Here is a 16,967-nt window from a genome sequence, read left to right as displayed (position 1 = left end):
TCCATCGATGGAGGAACCCATGAGACGTCTCGCTTTCGCGGCGCTTTTGACTTCGATCGTCGTGGCACCGGCCCTCGCTTCCGCGAACCCTTCCAGCGCCACACGCCCCTACAGCTTGCAATACGCCACGTCGCCGTCCCAGGTCTGCATGGACGCGACCTACCTCTCGCAGGCCTCCGCGCACGTGCAGAGCGCGGTGAACGCCGGAACGATCGATGGGGCCGTGCTGCTCGTCGCGCGTCACGGCAAGGTCGTGCTCCACAAGGCGTTCGGCAAACGCGACGGAAACTTCGCCGGCCCTGTCGCGCAAAACCCGTCGATGCCCAAGGACGGCATCTTCGATCTGCAGTCGATCACCAAGATCTTCACAGCGTTTGTCGCGATCGATCTGTACGATGACGGCAGCCTCGATCTCTCCGATCCCGTAGCGAATTACCTGCCGGAGTTCGCCACGCCCGAGAAATCAGGCGTGCTCGTGGCCGACCTCGTGCGGTTCACCTCGGGCCATTCGATCGACGCCGCCGCGTCGCTTTTGGGTGATGCCGATCCCTGGAGCACGATGCTCGCCGAGAGCCTCGCGTACACACCGAGCACGGCGGTGCTCTACAGCGACATCGCGTATCGCCTGCTCGGTCGCGTCGCCGAGGCGGCCGGCGGCGCGCCGCTCGACGTGCTCGTGAAGAACCGGATCACGAGCCCACTCGGGATGAAGGACACGGCGTGGCAGCCGCTCGTGAACATGCCGTCGAAGTCGAGCCGCTTCGTCGGCACGGGCTACTCGACGCTGCGCGAGCCAAACGGCGCGCCCCGGTACATGCGCGGCGAGGTGGCCGACGAGCAGGACTACTGGATCGAGGCGGACGGGCACGGCGTGACCGGCTGTGACGGCGCCTTTTCCACGGCGTGGGACCTCGCGCTCCTCGGGCAGATGTTTCTGAACCGCGGCGCGCGCGTCGTGGGCAATACGAGTTACGGCTACTGCACGCCGTGGATGTGGACCTGCGGCATCGACTTGCTCGCGTCGCCGACGCTCGTCGAGGGCACGATGTTGGTCCAGTCGACGGACGCCTACGGCGCGCCGCTCGGCATCTACGGCGTGACGTCGAGCTGGCTCGACGATCTGCTCTTCGCGAACAAGGGCCACGGCTGGGAGCTCGCGGACACCGTGCCGGGGGCGCACGTCGTGACGGGTCTCTACTCGTCCCCGTACGCCGCTTCGAAGATCGGCGCCGCGGGCACGTTCCTCACGGTGGACCCGGATCCTTCGCGTGACCTCGTGATCGTTCTCCTGACGAACTACGGCCTTCCGCCGCTCGCCGGGCCGGACGGCATTCAGGTCGACGCGAGCGGGAACCTCATCTGGCCGGGCTACGAGGGCATGCTGAACGGCATCGCGCCGGACGTCGTGAACGACCTCGTGCAGCTCTCGATCACGGGGCCGTGACAAACGCCCGAGGGGGCGAGCGCCGCGATTTCGGCGCCTCGCCCCCTCGTTTCGTCTCAGGGTTTCACTGCGGAACGGGGTAGCAGCACCCGGTGATGCAGGTCTCGCCGGCCGGGCAGGGGTCCTGGCCGGGCTGACCGCACTTCTCCACGCCGGCCGGGCAGAATTGCTCGACGCAGCCGGGCGGAAGGTTCGGCTTGCCGATGCAGACCTCGCAGACCTCGCACGTGTTGAGGCACGCTGCGACCTGCGTGCAGGGCTTGCACTTCGACGGGTCGTTCAGCGTGTTCGCGTTGCAGCTTCCCGTGCCGGCCGGGTTCTCCGAGCCGAGCCAGACCTTGTAATTCAGGCCGGGCAGGGCGCAGCAGCCGAAGCAGTCGCAGCCGTTCGGCGTGAGCGGGCCGCAGTAATCGTGGCAGACCTGCGATTGCGACTGGTTGGCCTGGGAGCACGACCCGCTGTAGCCCGGGATGCTCGCGTTCGGGTTGTACGCGCACTGGCTGCCCTCCGGCGGGTAGTTCGGCGCGACCTCGAGCGGATCGCACTTGTGGCTCCAGTAGCAATCGTCGTTGCCCTGGCCAGTATCCTGATCGAAATAACAATCGGACTTGCAGGGCGAGTTGTTCTGGCCGGGGATGCCGCCGTAGAAGCTGTCCTCGGTGTTGTCGCAGGGGCCGAGGCACTGGTCGTCGGCCGAGTCGGTCTTGCAGTCGCCGTCGTTGTCGATGCAGTCGCCGCAGGCGTACGTCTTGCCCTGGCAGGTCGCGACCTGGCAGAAGTTGCCGCAGCCGCCCTGCGCGGGATTGCACGTCTCGCCGCAGCCGCAGAGGTTGTTGTTCGGCACGCCCTTGCAGGCGTCGAGGATCGGGTCGCAGACGTCGTCCGTGCAGTTGACGCCGTCGTTGCAGACGGGCGGCGCCGAGGCCGGGTTGCAGCCTGTGGCCGAGCAGGTTTCGGCACCATTGCAGAAGACGCCGTCGTCGCACATGTAGTCCTGCAGGTAATGCGCGCAGGTGCCCGAGGGCTCGTTGCACTCGTCGTACGTGCAGGCGACGCCGTCGTTGCAGTTGACGGGCGGGCTGTTCATGCAGCCGAAGAGCGGGTTGCACGTCTCGACGCCGTCGCAGGCGAGGCCGTTGTTGCAGTAGTTGTTGTTCGGCGTGTTCGAGCACGCGCCCGTCTGCGGGTCGCAGGTGTCGACGGTGCAGGTAATGCCGTCGTTGCAGGTGACCGGCGCGCCCGCCTTGCAGACGACGTCGCAGTACTCGGTGCCGTTGCAAGCGTTGCCGTCGTCGCACTGGGCGTTCGTCGTGCAGGGCTGGGCCGTGGTGCAGCCGCCGACGAGCGGGACGCAGAGCTCGCCCGCGGGACACTTGGTGCTGTCGGCCGAGGAGCTGCAGGTGCCCGACGGCTCCTGACAAGCCTCGTTCGTGCAGGCGATGCCGTCGGACGGGCAAACCACGGGCGAGCCCGCCTTGCAGCCGGTCACGGCGGCGCCGCCGGCCGGGTCGCAGGCCTCGACGCCGTTGCAAGCGAGGCCGTCGCTGCAGGCCGCGTCGTTCGGGGAGAACACGCACTTCTGCAGCGCGCTCGAGCAGCTATCGGCCGTGCAGGAGAGGTTGTCGTTGCAGACGACCGGGGCGCCGGCCTGGCAGCCGAGGCCGACCTCACACGTCTCTTCGCCGGTGCAGAAGTCGTTGTCGTCGCAGGCCGCGTCGTTCGGCGCGTGCGCGCAGGTGTCGTTGGCCTCGCTACAGCTATCGGAGGTGCAGGCGATGCCGTCGCTACAGTCGACCGGCGTGCCGGGCTTGCAGCCGGCGACCTTGTCGCAGGTCTCGGCGCCGTTGCAGAACGCGCCGTCCGAGCAGTTGCCGTCGTTCTCGACGTGCTTGCAGCCGCCGCTGGCCTGATCGCAGAAGTCGTCGGTGCAGGCGACGCCGTCGTCGCAGTTGAGCGGCGTCCCTGCCTTGCACCCGAGCACGCCGCACGTCTCGACGCCGTCGCAGGCGATGTTGTTGTCGCAGAGCGCGTTGTTCGGCGTGTTCGTGCAGCCGTCGAACTGCTCGTTGCAGGTGTCGACGGTGCACGAGATGCCGTCGTCGCAGGGTGGGCCGGAGCTCGGCGTGCACCCGGTGCCGGGCGCGCCGTTTTCGGGATCGCAGATCTCGTCGCCGTCGCAGAACAGCCCGTTGTCGCACATCGTGTCGGTCGGCACGCGGATGCATGCGCCGGACACGCACGCGTCCGCGGTACACCCGATGGCGTCGTCGCAGTCGGCGTTCGTCACGCACGCGGGCTGGCCGCCCGAACCGCCGGTGCCGGGCATGCCACCCATGCCGCCGCTGGCGGGCATGCCACCCATGCCACCGCTGGCGGGCATGCCACCCATGCCGCCGCTGGCGGGCATGCCACCCATGCCGCCGCTGGCGGGCATGCCACCCATGCCGCCGCTGCCGGCCATCACGCCACCTGCGCCGCCGATGCCGCCTGCGCCGCCGATGCCGCCAGCGCCGCCGATGCCACCGCTGCCGCCGGAACCACCGATGCCACCGGAACCACCGATGCCGCCGCTGCCACCGTTGCCGCCGCTGCCGGCCATCACGCCGCCAGCGCCGCCGATGCCGCCGCTGCCACCGTTGCCGCCAGCGCCGCCGTTACCGCCGTTCCCGCCGGAGCCGGCCATCATGCCGCCGATGCCGCCGCTCCCGCCGGAGCCGGTCGTGCTCCCCGTGGTTGGGGTGGTCGCACCGTCGCCACAGCCGATCGCGGCGACCGCCACCCACGCGAACCAATGACGTCGTAATCTTCGCCGCTCCAGCATCGCCCTCTCCATGCAAGAAGCCGTCTGAACGCCACAGCGTAAGCGAAAAACTTCAACGTCGGAGGATGGTAAATGTTGTTACCACTCCATCCGTCCACGGTTGTTGCTAAAACTACATGTTTGGTGATCAGGAACACCTGGCGCGCGGGTTCGGGCCGGGGGCGTACGTGCTGGGCGCGACGCTCTCGACGCCGCGGCGGCGCTGGGCCAGAAGGGCTCGGATGCAGGAGACTCGTCCGGGGATCCCCTCCCGGCTCCTCGATCCCGCCTTCGTTCGCGAGCTCGAGGTGCTCAGGCGCAGGCTCGAGATCCGCGCGCGATCGGGCGCCTCGGGCGAGCACGTGGCGCGACGGCGCGGCGGTTCGGCGGAGTTCCAGGAGCACAGGCCCTACAGCCCCGGCGACGACCTGCGCCGCATCGACTGGGCCGCCTACGCGCGCACCGACGAGCCCGTGCTGAAGCTCTTCCGCGCCGAGGAAGACGTGATCGTGCGGCTGCTCGTGGACACGTCCGCGAGCCTCGATTTCGGCGAGCCGCCGAAGTTCGAGGCGGCCTGCCGCATCGCCGCGGCGTTCGGGTACATGGCGCTCGCGGCCTCGGAGCGTGCGCAGGTGATCTCGGCCGGGGAGGGGATTCAACGCGAGGAGACGCCGGTGCGGGGCCGGAGTGGTCTTCCGGCGTTGCTCCGCGCCCTCTCCGGGATCACGCCGCGGGGTGGGACGGACCTCGCGCGGGCCATCGATCGGCTGATACAAAAGAACAAGCGTGCAGGGATGCTCCTCGTCGTCTCCGATTTCCTCGACGGCGGGCCGCTCGGCCCCGCGCTCACCCGCGCGGCCGCGGCCGGGCACGATCTCGTGCTCGTGCAGGTCGTCGCGCCCGAGGAAATCGAGCCTTCCTACGAAGGCGACTGGGCCCTCGAGGACGCCGAGACCGGCGCGGTCGTCGAGGTGACCATGGATGCCGCGGCGATCGAAGCGTACGTGTTGCGTTTCGCGGGTCTCTGCGAGGAGCTCAGGCAATTGGCGAAGCGGCTGCGCGCGACGTACGTGCGGGTTCGGACGGACGAACCCCTGGAGAGCGCGATCCGGCGGATCGTCGCCAGGAGCATCGACTGAATGTCCTCGCCGCTCGATCTGCTCGCGCCGAAAGGGCTCGCGCTCCTGGGGCTGCTCGGCCCGCTCGTGCTGCTCTACATCCTGAAGGTGCGGCGGAAGAGGAAGCGCGTCGCGTCGACGTGGCTGTGGGCCTCGGCGAAGCGGGACCTCATCGCGCGTTCGCCGTTCCAGAAGCTCATCGCGCAGGTGCCGCTCATCCTGCAGGCGCTGGCATTGCTGCTGCTCGCGTTCGCGCTCGCGCGGCCGGCGACACGCGGAAGGGCGATCACGGGGGATCACCTCGCGATCATCGTGGACGCGAGCGCGTCGATGTCGGCGCAGAGCGCGGCCGGCGCGGAGACGAAGACGCGGATGGAGCTCGCGCGCAAGGTCGCGGAGGACATCCTGTCGTCGCTCGGTCCGGGCAGCGACGCGCTCCTGCTCGAAGCGGGGCGTGATGCGCGCGTGGTGGCGCCGCTCGATCGCGACGCGGTCCGGCTGAAGGCCGCGCTGAAAACGCTGCGCGTGCACGACGTGGAGGGCGACCTCGGCGCGGCCGTGGCGCTCGCGGTGGATCGGCTGCGGCAGCTCGGCGGATCGCGGCGGATCGTGGTGATCACGGACGGCAATCTCGCCGCGCCGGCGGCGCTCGCGGGAGCGTCCTTGCCGATCGAGGTGATCACCGTGGGCACGCCGGTGGAGAACGCGGCCATCGTGCGCGTCGACGTGCGGTCGGGGATCGAGCCGACGCTGAAGCGCGAGCAGGTGCAGGCGTTCCTCGTGATCGCGAACTTCGGCAAGGCGCCGCGCGAGCTCTACGTGACGATGCGCGAGGACAACGCGTCGGACGTACTCGCGTCGCGGAAGATCCTGGTCGCGCCGGGCGAACGCCAGGCCGTGGTGCTCGACTTCCTGCCGGCGCCCGGCGACTACCGGCGTGGGCTCATTTTCGACATCGCGCCGCACGACGCGATGGAGGTCGACGACGCGGCCTTCGCGCGCGTGCCGGCCGGGGACAAACTCCCCGTGGCGTACGCGGCGCCCGATACGCAGAAGATGTCGCCGTGGATCGAGCGGGCGATCCTCAGCGATCCGGCGACGACGCTGAAGACGCTTTCGGTGACGGAGCTCGCGCAGCCGGCCGCGGTCGAGATGGACGCGTTCGTCGTGGTGGAGGGCGCGTGTCCGGACTTCGTGCCGGGCGGGGATCTCCTGATCGTCGCGCCGCCCGCGGGTCGATGCTTCGGCACCGTGGTCGGAAGGACGCTCGAAGCGCCGTCGATCACGTCGTGGGAGAGCGGCGACGCGCGCATGCGGTTTCTCTCGCTCGACGGTGTCTCGATCTCGCGCGCGGCCGCGCTCAAGCCCGAGGGCCCCACGCAGGAGCTCATCCGTACGCAGGACGGCACGATCGCGACCGACATCTCCACGCCGACGCGCACGGGCACGCTACTCGGCTTCGACGTTGGCGACAGCGACTGGCCGCTCAAGGCGAGCTTCGTGCTCTTCATGCGGAACCTCCTCGAGCAAGCGCGCATCCATCGCGCGCACGGCATCACGGGGCCCGCGCGCGCCGGCGAGCCCTTGCGCGTACGCCTGCCCGCGTCGGCGAAGGACGTCGAGGTGAAAGGCCCGACGGGCGATCGGCTCGACGTGTCGCTGCGGAACGGGCTCGCCGTCGTGCCGGAGATCTCGAAGGTCGGCCTCTATCAACTCTCGTGGCAAGGCCCCGAGGGCGGCGCGCTCGTGGCCCCGGCGAACCTCACGAGCGCGGCCGAGAGTGATCTCGGCAGCGTCATGGCCCCGGCCGGAGCGGGCAAGGACGAGATCAAGGTGACGGCCGCGGGCACGGAGCCCGACGCGCACAACGAGTGGAGCTGGGTGCTCGCGCTCGTGGCGCTCGGCTTCGTGGTCTTCGACATCTGGTACCTCACGCGCAAGCCGCGCCTCGCGCCCGCCGCCGCGCCCGCTGCACCGAAGCGGCCGCCGACGCCGGAGAGGAGGGCCGCGGCGTGATTCCGAGTCACTTGCGCCCGTACGTGCCCTTCGTGGTCGTCGGCCTCGGCCTGCTCGTGTTCGTCCTGATCGCCCGGTGGGTGATCCGCGAGGCGGGCCTGACGAAACGCAAGATCCTGCTCACGGGGATGATCGTCGGCGCGCTGCCGGCGCTCTACGTGGGCCTCGTCTGGACGGGCCTCGTCCCCGGCGGTTACCTGCGCCTCGCGCGGCCGCAGATCGCCCTGCTCGCGCTCGCGTCGACCATGTTCGTCGCGTACCGCATGGCGACGGGCTGGACGAACCAGGGCCCGCTGCGCACGCGGCTCGGCGATCTCCTCGCCCAGCTCGCGACGTTCATCGCGGCCATGGCCGCCGCCGGGCCCGAGCTCGGCCGTCCGCTCGATCGGCTCACCGTGCTCGTCGCGATCGACCGCAGCCGCTCGATCGACCTCGTCCCGAGCGCCGAGCAGCGCATCAAGCAAGAGCTCGCGGTGGCCGAGCTCGGCATGCGCGAGGAAGATCGGATCGGCACGATCATCTTCGGCGCGGACGCGGCGACGGAGGATCCGCCGCGGCCGAAGTCGGACCTGCCGGCGCCGCAACGTGTCTCCATCGGGCGCGACGGGACCGACCTCGGCGCGGCGATCCGGCGCGCGCTGGCCGAAGTGCCCGCCGACAGCGCCGCGCGCATCGTGGTGCTCTCGGACGGCGTGGCGACGCGCGGCGACACCATGGCCGCGGCCGCGGCGGCCGTGGCGGCGGAGATCCCGGTCGACGTGGTTCCGCTCGAACAACGCTCGATCCCGGACATCCGCGTGGTCGCGTTGCGAGCGCCGACGCGCGCGGACGAGGGCGAGCCCATCGATCTGCGCCTCGTGACCTCGTCGCCGAGCCCGGCCGCGATCCAGATCCGGCTCCGGCGCGACGGCGAGCTCATCGCGGAGTCGGGCGCGAAGATCGCCGCGGGCGAGGACGTCCTGCGCATCCGCGAGAAGGCGCCCGGCCCCGGGTTCCACCGCTACGACGTGGAGATCACCGCGGCCGATCCGACGCTCGATCAATCGCCCGAGGACAACGCGGGCAGCGCTTTCATGCGCGTGCGAGGTCAGGCCTCGGCGCTCGTGCTCGACGGGGACGCGGGCAAGACGACGTTCGTCGCGCGCGCACTCGAGGCCGCGGCGTTCAAGGTGGACGAGGGCTCGACGAGCAGCGTGCCCGCGGATCTCGCGGGGCTCGTCGGCTACGACCTCGTCGTGATGGGCGACGTGCGCGCCTCGGATCTCTCGCCCGGCCAGATCGACGCGCTCGCGAGTTACGTGCGCGACCTCGGCGGCGGCCTGCTGCTCATGGGCGGCGATCGCAGCATGGGACCGGGCGGGTATGCGCGCACGCCGCTCGAAGAGGTCTCCCCGGTTTCGTTTGACCTCAAACAAGAGCGTCGCCGCGCGAGTCTCGCCGAGGTGATCGGCATCGACATCTCCGGCTCGATGGCAGCCAATGCCGGCGCGCATACCAAGCTCGAGCTCGCGAACGAGGCGGCCGCCCGCAGCGCCGCGTTGCTCGGCACCGGCGACCGGCTCGGCGTGCTGCACGTGGACACCGAGGTCAACTGGAGCGTCCCGCTCGGCCCGGTGAGCGACAAGGGCGCGATCGACAAAGCGATCCGCGGCGTCGGTCCCGGCGGCGGCGGCATCCTCGTCGACATCACGCTCGAAGCTGCGTACGCCGCGCTCGCGAAGGAGAAGGTCAACCTCAAGCACGTGCTGCTCTTCGCCGACGGCTCCGACGCCGAGCAGATGGGCCCGTGCCGCACGATGGTCTCGAACGCGCTGCGCGCCGGCATCACGACGAGCGTGGTCGCCCTCGGCAACGGCGGCGACGTGCCCGAGCTCGAGACGCTTTCGCGCCTCGGCAGCGGCCGCTTCTACCTCATCGAGGACGCGAATCGCCTGCCCGCGGTCTTCACGCAGGAGACGATCCTCGCGGCGCGCTCATCGATCGTCGAGAAAGAGTTCCGCGTCGCCCGCAGCGCGCCTTCGCCGATCCTCTCGGGCGTGCCCCTCGACGAGGCCCCCTCGCTCGACGGGTACGTCGTGGGTATCCCGAAGGGCCGCGCGAGCGTGCTCATGACCGGGCCCGAGGGGGATCCGATCCTTGCCGTGTGGTCGGCGGGCGTCGGTCGATCCGGCGCGTTCACGAGCGACCTCAAGGATCGCTGGGGCCGACGCTGGACCACGTGGCCCGGCGCGGCGCGGCTCGTCGGCCAGCTCGCGCGTGACCTCACGCGCAAGGGCGAGGACGGCCGCGTGCGCGTCGAGGCCGACGCCTCGGGCGGCGAGCTTCACGTGCGCGCCACGGTCGTCGGCGACGACGGTCGCGCGCAGTCGTTCCGCCGCTTGATGGTGCGCGTCGCCGGGCCCGACGGGTTCGTCCGCGAGACCGCGCTCGAAGCGACGGGCGCCGGCGCATATGCCGCCTCGATCCCGCTCTCGCGTCCCGGCACGTACATCGCGATCGCAAAGGACGAGCAGTCGGGCGACGTCGTCGGCACGGCGGGCGCAGCGCTCACGGCCGGCGAGGAGCTGCGGCCCACGGGCTCCGACGCGGCGCTGCTCGGTCGCATCGCGGACCTCACGGGCGGCAAGCGCCGCGACACACTCGCGGGCATCTTCGGCGACCGCGCGGCGCGGCGTTTCTCCTACCAGGACATCACACCCCTCCTGATCGCGATGGCCGGCTTCGCGCTCCTCCTCGCGGTCGCGGCGCGCCGCTTCGCGTTGCCGGAGCCCGTCCTCGCGTGGGCCGCGCGCGCGCGCGCCGCGCTGCAACCGAAGCCCGTCGAGGCCCACGCGGGCCCCGATCCGCGTTCGCCCGACGCCGTCGTCGGCGCGCTCCTGCAAGCGAAAGAGCGCGCCGCTCGCGAGCGCGCCGCCCGCGAGGCCCCACTCCCCGCGGCGTCGGCCGCCACGCTCGCGCAGCCCTCCGCGCCGACGCCGCACGCGCCTCCACCGGCCGCCGCGAGGCCACAAGCGCCGTCTCCGAGCGCAGCCCCGCAACCGCCCGCAGGTGCGGCGCCGCCCGCCGGCCCGCCGCAGCCCCGCGCGCTCACGGCCGCCGAGATCCTCCTCGCGCGCCGCAAAGGCCAGCCGCGCTCCTGAAAAACCGCTCTACCGAACGACGCGGTACGCCTGCGTCCAGGCCATCTTCCCGTCCGGAAGCGCGACACGCGCGCGCACCCACGTCTCATCGCCGCGGAGCTCGTACGTCGCGTCGCCCTCGGGACCTCGTCCCATCTTCGCGAGCTCTTTCCCGCCGGCGCCGATGAACACCACGACCGCGCCTTCTTCTTTCGGCCACACGCTCAGTTTCGTCTCCGTCACGCGGATTCGCGTGAGCGTCACGCCGGACGACGAGTAGAGCCGCCCCTTCGCGAGCCCCTCGCAGATGAGCGCTCGATCGGGCTTCTCCGCGAACACCTGGACCCAACCTTTCCCCGGCCGGGCCGGCTTCACGTCCGGCTTCGTCAGGCCGAGGTGATGCGCGTCGTCGACCGCCACGCCCCCGATCGACCAACCCTCGTCGAGCAGCGTGTTCCACACGGCCTCGTGGGACGGCCGCTCCGCGTTGCCCTCCGTGTTCACGTACGGGTGGCCGCTCCAGATCTCGAGGAGCTCCGCGCCGCGCGTCACGCGCACGTCGTCCAGCGTGAGCGCCCAGTCGAAGTTCGGGTGGTTCACGAGCGCGACGCCGCCCTGCTCGTGCACGCGATTGAGCCCGTGCAAGAGCGCATCGCGCTTCGCGTTGAACCGGCCTCCGCCGATCGTCTTTTTCGTGCAGAGGCCGTTGATGTGGACGGGTTTGCCCTCGGCCCACATCGTCACCTCTTCGCCCGCGATGATCACGAAGCCCTTGCGCTCGAGCGCGGCGAACGTCTCGGGGCTGACGCGGTTGTCGTGATCGGTGAGCGCGAGGAACGCGTAGCCGTGGCTGCGATACCAGGTGTAGACGTCCTTCGGAGAACGATCGCCGTCGCTCCACTGGCTGTGCGTGTGGAGGTTGCCGCGCTGGAACGTGGTGACGTCGAGGGTCTCGGCGAACTTCGGCGGGCTGAGCTTGGGCGGGTCGATCTTGATGTTCAGCGTGAGCGGCGCCGCGATGGCCGTGGGCTCGGGAGGGACGCGCGTGAACGCGACGGCCGCCGCCACGCCGATCGTGACGACCCCCACGCCGAGCGCGATCCAGCGAAACTTGCCCGTCTTCGACCGCATCGGCCTTTCCTTGCCCGCGAGGATAGCTCCATACGCCGCGCGGGCGGAAGCGCCCCGCGGCGCGCCCGCTCAATCGAGGACGAGCCTGACCTTCACGGAGACATCGATCCCGTCCGTCGGCCACGCCAAAAAGTTCGGGTTCGTACGGCCGGTCCACTCGACGCGGACCTTCTTGCCGTCCTCGAAGAAGGGACGAATGTCGCCGTCGTGCAGCACGTCGAGGATCACGTCGGGCTCCTTCGCGGGGAACTCCGACTTCGAGACGAGCGGCGTGCGCCCCGTCGACGTCACCGCCTCGCCGAGGATCTCGTCGACGAACGTGATGTCCTCCGCGGGCGGCGCCACGGAGATACGCACGAACCCGAGCCGGGCCGCGCCGTACGAGTTGACGTCACTCTCCAAGGTGACCTCGTTCCACCAGAAGAACGACCCGTCGACCTTGGGAGTCACGGTGAAATTCGCGTCCACGTCGTACTCGCTTACGACGGACGAACACCCGAACGTGCCCATGGCCATCGCAGCTCCGACGAGCAAAGCCCACCGCGCCCCGCGCCCCTCGCTGCCCACCCTGTGCCCCGCGCCTGATTCGATGAAGCCATTCATTCTGAAAAGGTAGCACGCCCGCGGCCTGGATCCCGCTCCGCGGGGCGCGCACCCAAGGGCGCACGAAACCGCGCGTCCAAGGGAACACCCTCGGCCGGGCAGCGCCTGGGGCGCCGCGGCCTGGGGCATTCAGACCGAAGGAGTCGTCGCGCATGGCCACGATGCAGGAGGGCGCCCTCCTCTTTTCGTTGAAGTACCTCGCGCGCCTGGAAGAGGCGCGCGTTCGTCCGGAGAACGAGGCCGCAGGAAGGCTCGGACCCGAAGAGGCGGCGCGTCACGCGCGCGAGTCGTCCTCGATGCACGCTCGGATCGAGGCCGAGCGCCGCGCGCGCATGGACGCCGAGCGCCGCGCCGAAGAGGCGCGCATCGAGGCGATCCGCATCGCCGCCGTCGAGCGCGCGCGCGCCGAGGCCGAGGCGAACGCGCGCCTCGAGGTGATGCGGATCGTGGAGGCGCACGAGCGCGCCCTCGCCGCGCTGAAGGAGGACAAACAGAACCAGCGCCTCGGCCGCGCTGTGCGCCTCGGCGCCCTCGGCTCGATGGTTCTCTTCGCCGCGGCCTTCGGCTTCTACTTCGGCAAGATCAAGCCCGACGCCGAGGCCCAGCTCCGCGCCCAGCAGGCCGCGATCGCCGCGGCCGACGAGGAGGCGTCGCGGCTGCGCCAGAAGCTCGCCGAGCGCGACGCGCGCATCAAGGAGGCCGAGCGCGTGCTCGGGGCGCTCGCCCGGCCCGCTCGCTAGCTAGATCGAATAATCCTGCACGAAGAGCTTCGCGTCGCGCAGGTTCACGAACACCTCTTCCCCCTCCGCGAGCCCGAGCTCGGCCACGCGATCCTTCGTGAGCTCCACCGTGAGCGGCTGATCGTCGTCGAGCTTGAGCTCGATCCGCACCATCCAGCCGACCCGCACGAGACGCTCCACGCGCGCCGTCGCCACCTCCACGCTGCTGCGCTGTTCCACGCGGCTCGTCACACCCACGAGCTCCACGTCGTGCGGCCGGACGAACGCGCGCACACTCGTCCCGTCCCCGGCGCCCGGCGGCGCGTGCACCGCGAGGCTCCCGAGCGCCGCGCGCCCGCCGCGCACCTCGCCTTCGAGCTCGTTGATCGACCCCACGAACCCCGCCACGAACGCCGTCGCAGGTCGATCGTAGATGTCCTCCGGCGTGCCGATCTGCTCCACCTTGCCGCGGTTCATCACGATCACCCGATCGGCCACGCTGAGCGCCTCTTCCTGGTCGTGCGTGACGAACACCGTGGTGATCGCGCGCTCCTCGTGCAGACGCCGCAGCCATTCGCGGAGCTCGAGCCGCACCTTCGCGTCGAGCGCGCCGAAGGGCTCGTCGAGCAGGAGCACGCTCGGCCCCGGCGCGAGCGCGCGGGCGAGCGCGACCCGCTGCCGTTGCCCGCCCGAGAGCTCGTGCGGGTACCTCTCGCCGAGCTCCGCGAGCCGCACCAGCGCGAGCAACTCGCTCACCACGCGATCCACCTCCGCCCGCGATTTGCCCCGGATCTCGAGGCCGAACCCCACGTTCTCGCGCACCGTCATGTGCCGGAACAGCGCGTAGCTCTGGAACACGAAGCCGATGTTCCGCTCCTGCACCCGCACGTCCGTCACGTCGACGCCGCGCAGAAGCACGCGCCCTTCGTCGGGTGATTCGAGCCCCGCCAGGATCCGCAGCACCGTCGTCTTGCCGCCGCCGCTCGGGCCGAGCAGCGCGACGAGCTCGCCCGCTCCGATCTCGAACGACACGGCGTCGACCGCCCGCCCGCTGCCGCCGGGGAAACGCTTCACGAGATCACGCGCCACGATACCCACGAGCGCCTACCCTCCCGCCTTCGCGCGCGAGCCGCGCTTTTTTCGCACCACGTCGAGCAGCAAGAGAAGCCCGAGCGACGCGAGCGCGAGCACCGTCGCCACCACGTACGCGCCGCGATCGTCCCGATCTTCGAGCGCCCGGTACACGAACACCGTCGCGGTCTCCGTCTGCCCCGCGACGCCGCCTGAAACGAGAAGCACCGCGCCGAACTCGCCGATCGCACGCGCCATCGTCAGCGTCGCGCCGTACGCGAGCCCCCACCGAATCCCCGGAAGTGTGACCCGAACGAACGTGACGAACGGCGAGGCCCCGAGCGTGTACGCGGCGAGCTCCTGATCCGTGCCCATCTCTTCGAGCACGGGCCCGACCTCGCGCACCACGAACGGAACCGTCACGAACGCCGTCGCCATCGCCATCGCCGGCCAGGCGAACGCGACCTCCACGCCGAGCGCATCCGTGATCGGCCGCAGCAGCCCGCCCTTGCCGAAGAGCGAGAGCAAGACGACGCCCACCGCCACCGGCGAGAGCGCGAACGGCACGTCGACGAGCGCGTTCAGGAGACGCTTTCCCACGAACCGATCCCGCACGAGAACGAACGCGAGCGCCGTGCCGAGGGTGCCATTCACCACGACCGCGAAAGCCGTGAGCTTGGCCGTCATCACGAGCGCCGAGAGCACGTCGGGCCGCGCCAGCACCTCGGCGAACGGCCGGAGTCCGTCGCCCAGCGCGCCGCGCAGGAGCGAGGCGACCGGCACGAGCACGAGCGCGCCCACGTAGAGCACGGCCGCTCCGATCAGGAGGGCACGCACGCGCCTCCGTCCGCCGCCCGCTCGCTCAGCCATGCGCGCCCCGCTGCCGCGCCGAGACCACGAGCACCACGCAGAACGAGATCGTCACGAGCACGAGCGACATCGCGCTCGCCGCGTGCACGTCGCCCGACTCCACCTCCCCGAACACGTGCACGGCCGCGGTCAGCGTCCGCCGCGGGATGTTACCGGCCACCACGACCACCGACCCGAACTCGCCGAGGGCCCGCGCGAAGCTCTGCAGCGCGCCCGAGACGATGGCCGGCGCGATCGCGGGCAGCGTCACCCGCCGGAACGTCGTCCACTCACTCGCGCCGAGCGTGAACGCGGCCTCCTCGTCGGCCCCGTCGAGCTCCATCAGCACAGGCTGGACGGTGCGCACCACGAGCGGGAGCGTCACGAAGAGCAGCGAAAGGATGATCGCCGGCGGCGCGTACACGACGCGCAGGCCCGCCGCCTCGAAGAGCTGCCCCAGCGCGGCGTGGGGCCCGAGCAGCGTGACGATCATCATCCCCGTCACGAGCGTGGGGATGGCGAAGGGCAGATCGATGAGGACGTCGAGCAGCTTGCGCCCGGGGAACTGGTAGCGGACGAGCACGTACGCGATGAGCGTGCCCATCACCGCGTTCACGGCGGCCATCACGAGCGCCGTCTCCAGCGTCAGGAGGACGGCCCCGCGCGCGACCGGGTGGAGGAGCGCCCGCCCGAGCTCGGTGAGGCCCTTCGAGAGCCCCTCCCGCGCGAGCGTGGCGACCGGCAGCGCCACCATGAGCAGGAGGTAGGTCCCCGCCGCCACGCGCAGACCGAGCTTGCCGAGGGGCTGTCTTCGCGCCCTCGACCGGCCCGTCGACCGCGCTCCGGACAGCTCTACCGTCGTGCTCAAGCGAGCGTGAGGATGGCGCGCCGCGGAGCTCCTTCGCAACGGCGATATGAAAGTTGCATCGGAAAGCTGTGACAATGTCCGTGGTGGTCACGCGCACGGGGGTTCATCGCTCGGTTCGGGCTGCCCACGTTCCTGCCGGGAGCTTGCAAATGAGGCCGTGATCTGCAGTCGATCCGTGGGGGAGGTCTCCAGGGTTGCGGCGGCACGGCGATTCTGGTAACCACCTCGAACGTGATCGGTGCGAATGAGTGGGAACCCATACGCCATTTCATCGCATCTACCGATCGCCCTTGCCCAGACCGAGGGACACGTGGACCCGACGTCGGGCGCTCATAGCGCGACGTTCCACGGCTTGACGGAACGAGCGTAATCGCCCCCAACATGAGCCCGCCGGAAACCCTCTTCGACAAGGTGATTGCCGCCAGTGGTCTTTCGGAGGTGTTTGCCCGAGGTACCATCAAGCGCGCGTGCTCGCGTGTGGGGGTGACGGCGGAGACGATGAGCCCCTCGGAGCTCGCGCGGGCGCTCGGCTCGATCGAGCAGGCGCTTTCCGTTTTCCTGCCGCCGGATCAGAAGGATTCGCGCATGCAAGCCATCCGCGCGCTCTCGCGCGGCTGAACGCCTCAAGCCGCAGGCTTGCGCAGCGTCATCACGGGGATCTTCGCGCGGCGCAGCACGGCGGTCGCCACGCTGCCGAGCAGCGCGCGTCCGATCGCACCGCGGCCGTGCGTGCCCATCACGATGAGATCGGCCGAGATTTCGGCCGCGACCTTGCAAATTTCGTCGGCCGAACGGCCCTCGCGCAGCACGCCGTCGAGCCGGACGCCGCGGCCCCGGTGCGCCTCCAGGACAGCGTCGAGCTTGCGCTGCGCGCCCTGCCGCACAGCCTCGGCGAGCTCGGAGAGGGGGAGGTAGGAGCCGTCGGGGAAGGTGTAGACGATCAGGCTGTAGACGTGCACGGCGGTGACCGCGGCGCCGAGCTTCGCGGCGAGCTCGATCGCACGTTCGAGCGCGTAGGCCGAGGTCTCTTCGAAGTCGATCGGCACGACGATCTTCTGGAACGGCATGATTGCTCCTTGATGCGTCGATCCCGGATCGGTAAGCCTCGCGGCGTCATCGTTGGTGTTCCCAGTCTGCTCGCTCGCGAAGCTTTCCCAGCTGAAACGAGGTTTCTCGGCGGGCGTGAGCGGACACGAACTACCCTGGACGGACGCGGCCACTGCAGGGAA

Annotated in this window: 13 protein-coding genes; 6 read left to right on the top strand and 7 right to left on the bottom strand. The window is 70.4% G+C overall.

All coding sequences use genetic code 11. The annotated features are described in order from the left end of the window. The first annotated feature begins 19 nt into the window (after positions 1-19). Positions 20-1,444: a serine hydrolase domain-containing protein gene (locus tag KEG57_RS42435; protein ID WP_272421988.1), complete on the top strand. Its 1,425-nt coding sequence runs from the start codon at positions 20-22 to the stop codon at positions 1,442-1,444. A gap of 64 nt (positions 1,445-1,508) precedes the next feature. Here KEG57_RS42435 and KEG57_RS42430 read toward each other — a convergent pair whose 3' ends face one another. Further along, positions 1,509-4,265 (bottom strand): hypothetical protein, encoded by a 2,757-nt coding sequence (locus KEG57_RS42430; RefSeq protein WP_272421989.1) that lies wholly within the window; start codon positions 4,263-4,265, stop codon positions 1,509-1,511. Between the two features lie 221 nt (positions 4,266-4,486). Between KEG57_RS42430 and KEG57_RS42425 the strand changes: the two genes are divergently transcribed. The 3 genes from KEG57_RS42425 to KEG57_RS42415 are packed head-to-tail and all read left to right on the top strand — an operon-like array spanning position 4,487 to position 10,518. Next, positions 4,487-5,383: a DUF58 domain-containing protein gene (locus tag KEG57_RS42425; protein ID WP_272421990.1), complete on the top strand. Its 897-nt coding sequence runs from the start codon at positions 4,487-4,489 to the stop codon at positions 5,381-5,383. After that, complete coding sequence (locus tag KEG57_RS42420) at positions 5,384-7,378, top strand: VWA domain-containing protein (RefSeq protein ID WP_272421991.1); 1,995 nt, start codon at positions 5,384-5,386, stop codon at positions 7,376-7,378. Further along, positions 7,375-10,518, top strand: a complete 3,144-nt coding sequence (locus KEG57_RS42415; protein ID WP_272459563.1) for a VWA domain-containing protein — start codon at positions 7,375-7,377, stop codon at positions 10,516-10,518. Before KEG57_RS42420 ends, KEG57_RS42415 begins: the two co-directional genes overlap by 4 nt. A gap of 9 nt (positions 10,519-10,527) precedes the next feature. On the opposite strand, the gene KEG57_RS42410 is transcribed toward KEG57_RS42415, so the two are convergent. Together KEG57_RS42410 and KEG57_RS42405 are read right to left on the bottom strand one after the other, a co-directional pair. Then, complete coding sequence (locus KEG57_RS42410; protein ID WP_272459562.1) at positions 10,528-11,628, bottom strand: PHP domain-containing protein; 1,101 nt, start codon at positions 11,626-11,628, stop codon at positions 10,528-10,530. A 69-nt stretch (positions 11,629-11,697) separates the two neighbouring features. Continuing rightward, positions 11,698-12,231, bottom strand: coding sequence for a hypothetical protein (locus KEG57_RS42405; RefSeq protein ID WP_272421995.1), 534 nt, complete (start codon positions 12,229-12,231; stop codon positions 11,698-11,700). 152 nt (positions 12,232-12,383) lie between these two features. Between KEG57_RS42405 and KEG57_RS42400 the strand changes: the two genes are divergently transcribed. After that, positions 12,384-12,971, top strand: coding sequence for a hypothetical protein (locus KEG57_RS42400; RefSeq protein ID WP_272421996.1), 588 nt, complete (start codon positions 12,384-12,386; stop codon positions 12,969-12,971). Here the strand turns inward: KEG57_RS42400 and KEG57_RS42395 are convergent, their stop codons facing one another. Genes KEG57_RS42395 through cysT form a run of 3 tightly spaced genes read right to left on the bottom strand, consistent with a single transcriptional unit; the run spans position 12,972 to position 15,738 of the window. Further along, the gene (locus tag KEG57_RS42395) at positions 12,972-14,048 is read right to left on the bottom strand and encodes a sulfate/molybdate ABC transporter ATP-binding protein (protein WP_272421997.1); all 1,077 of its coding nucleotides are present in this window, start codon (positions 14,046-14,048) and stop codon (positions 12,972-12,974) included. 6 nt (positions 14,049-14,054) lie between these two features. Continuing rightward, positions 14,055-14,891, bottom strand: a complete 837-nt coding sequence (locus KEG57_RS42390) for a sulfate ABC transporter permease subunit (protein WP_272459561.1) — start codon at positions 14,889-14,891, stop codon at positions 14,055-14,057. Then, positions 14,884-15,738: a sulfate ABC transporter permease subunit CysT gene (cysT, locus tag KEG57_RS42385; protein ID WP_272421999.1), complete on the bottom strand. Its 855-nt coding sequence runs from the start codon at positions 15,736-15,738 to the stop codon at positions 14,884-14,886. The genes KEG57_RS42390 and cysT overlap by 8 nt, the downstream gene beginning before the upstream one ends. 381 nt (positions 15,739-16,119) lie before the next feature. Between cysT and KEG57_RS42380 the strand changes: the two genes are divergently transcribed. After that, complete coding sequence (locus tag KEG57_RS42380) at positions 16,120-16,356, top strand: hypothetical protein (protein WP_136927744.1); 237 nt, start codon at positions 16,120-16,122, stop codon at positions 16,354-16,356. A gap of 5 nt (positions 16,357-16,361) precedes the next feature. Here KEG57_RS42380 and KEG57_RS42375 read toward each other — a convergent pair whose 3' ends face one another. After that, positions 16,362-16,805 (bottom strand): universal stress protein, encoded by a 444-nt coding sequence (locus tag KEG57_RS42375; RefSeq protein ID WP_272422001.1) that lies wholly within the window; start codon positions 16,803-16,805, stop codon positions 16,362-16,364. Positions 16,806-16,967 lie beyond the last annotated feature (162 nt).

The sequence above is a fragment of the Polyangium jinanense genome, assembly GCF_028435365.1.
Note: the sequence above shows the minus strand (reverse complement) of the source record. Positions and strands in the feature narration are given on the sequence as shown.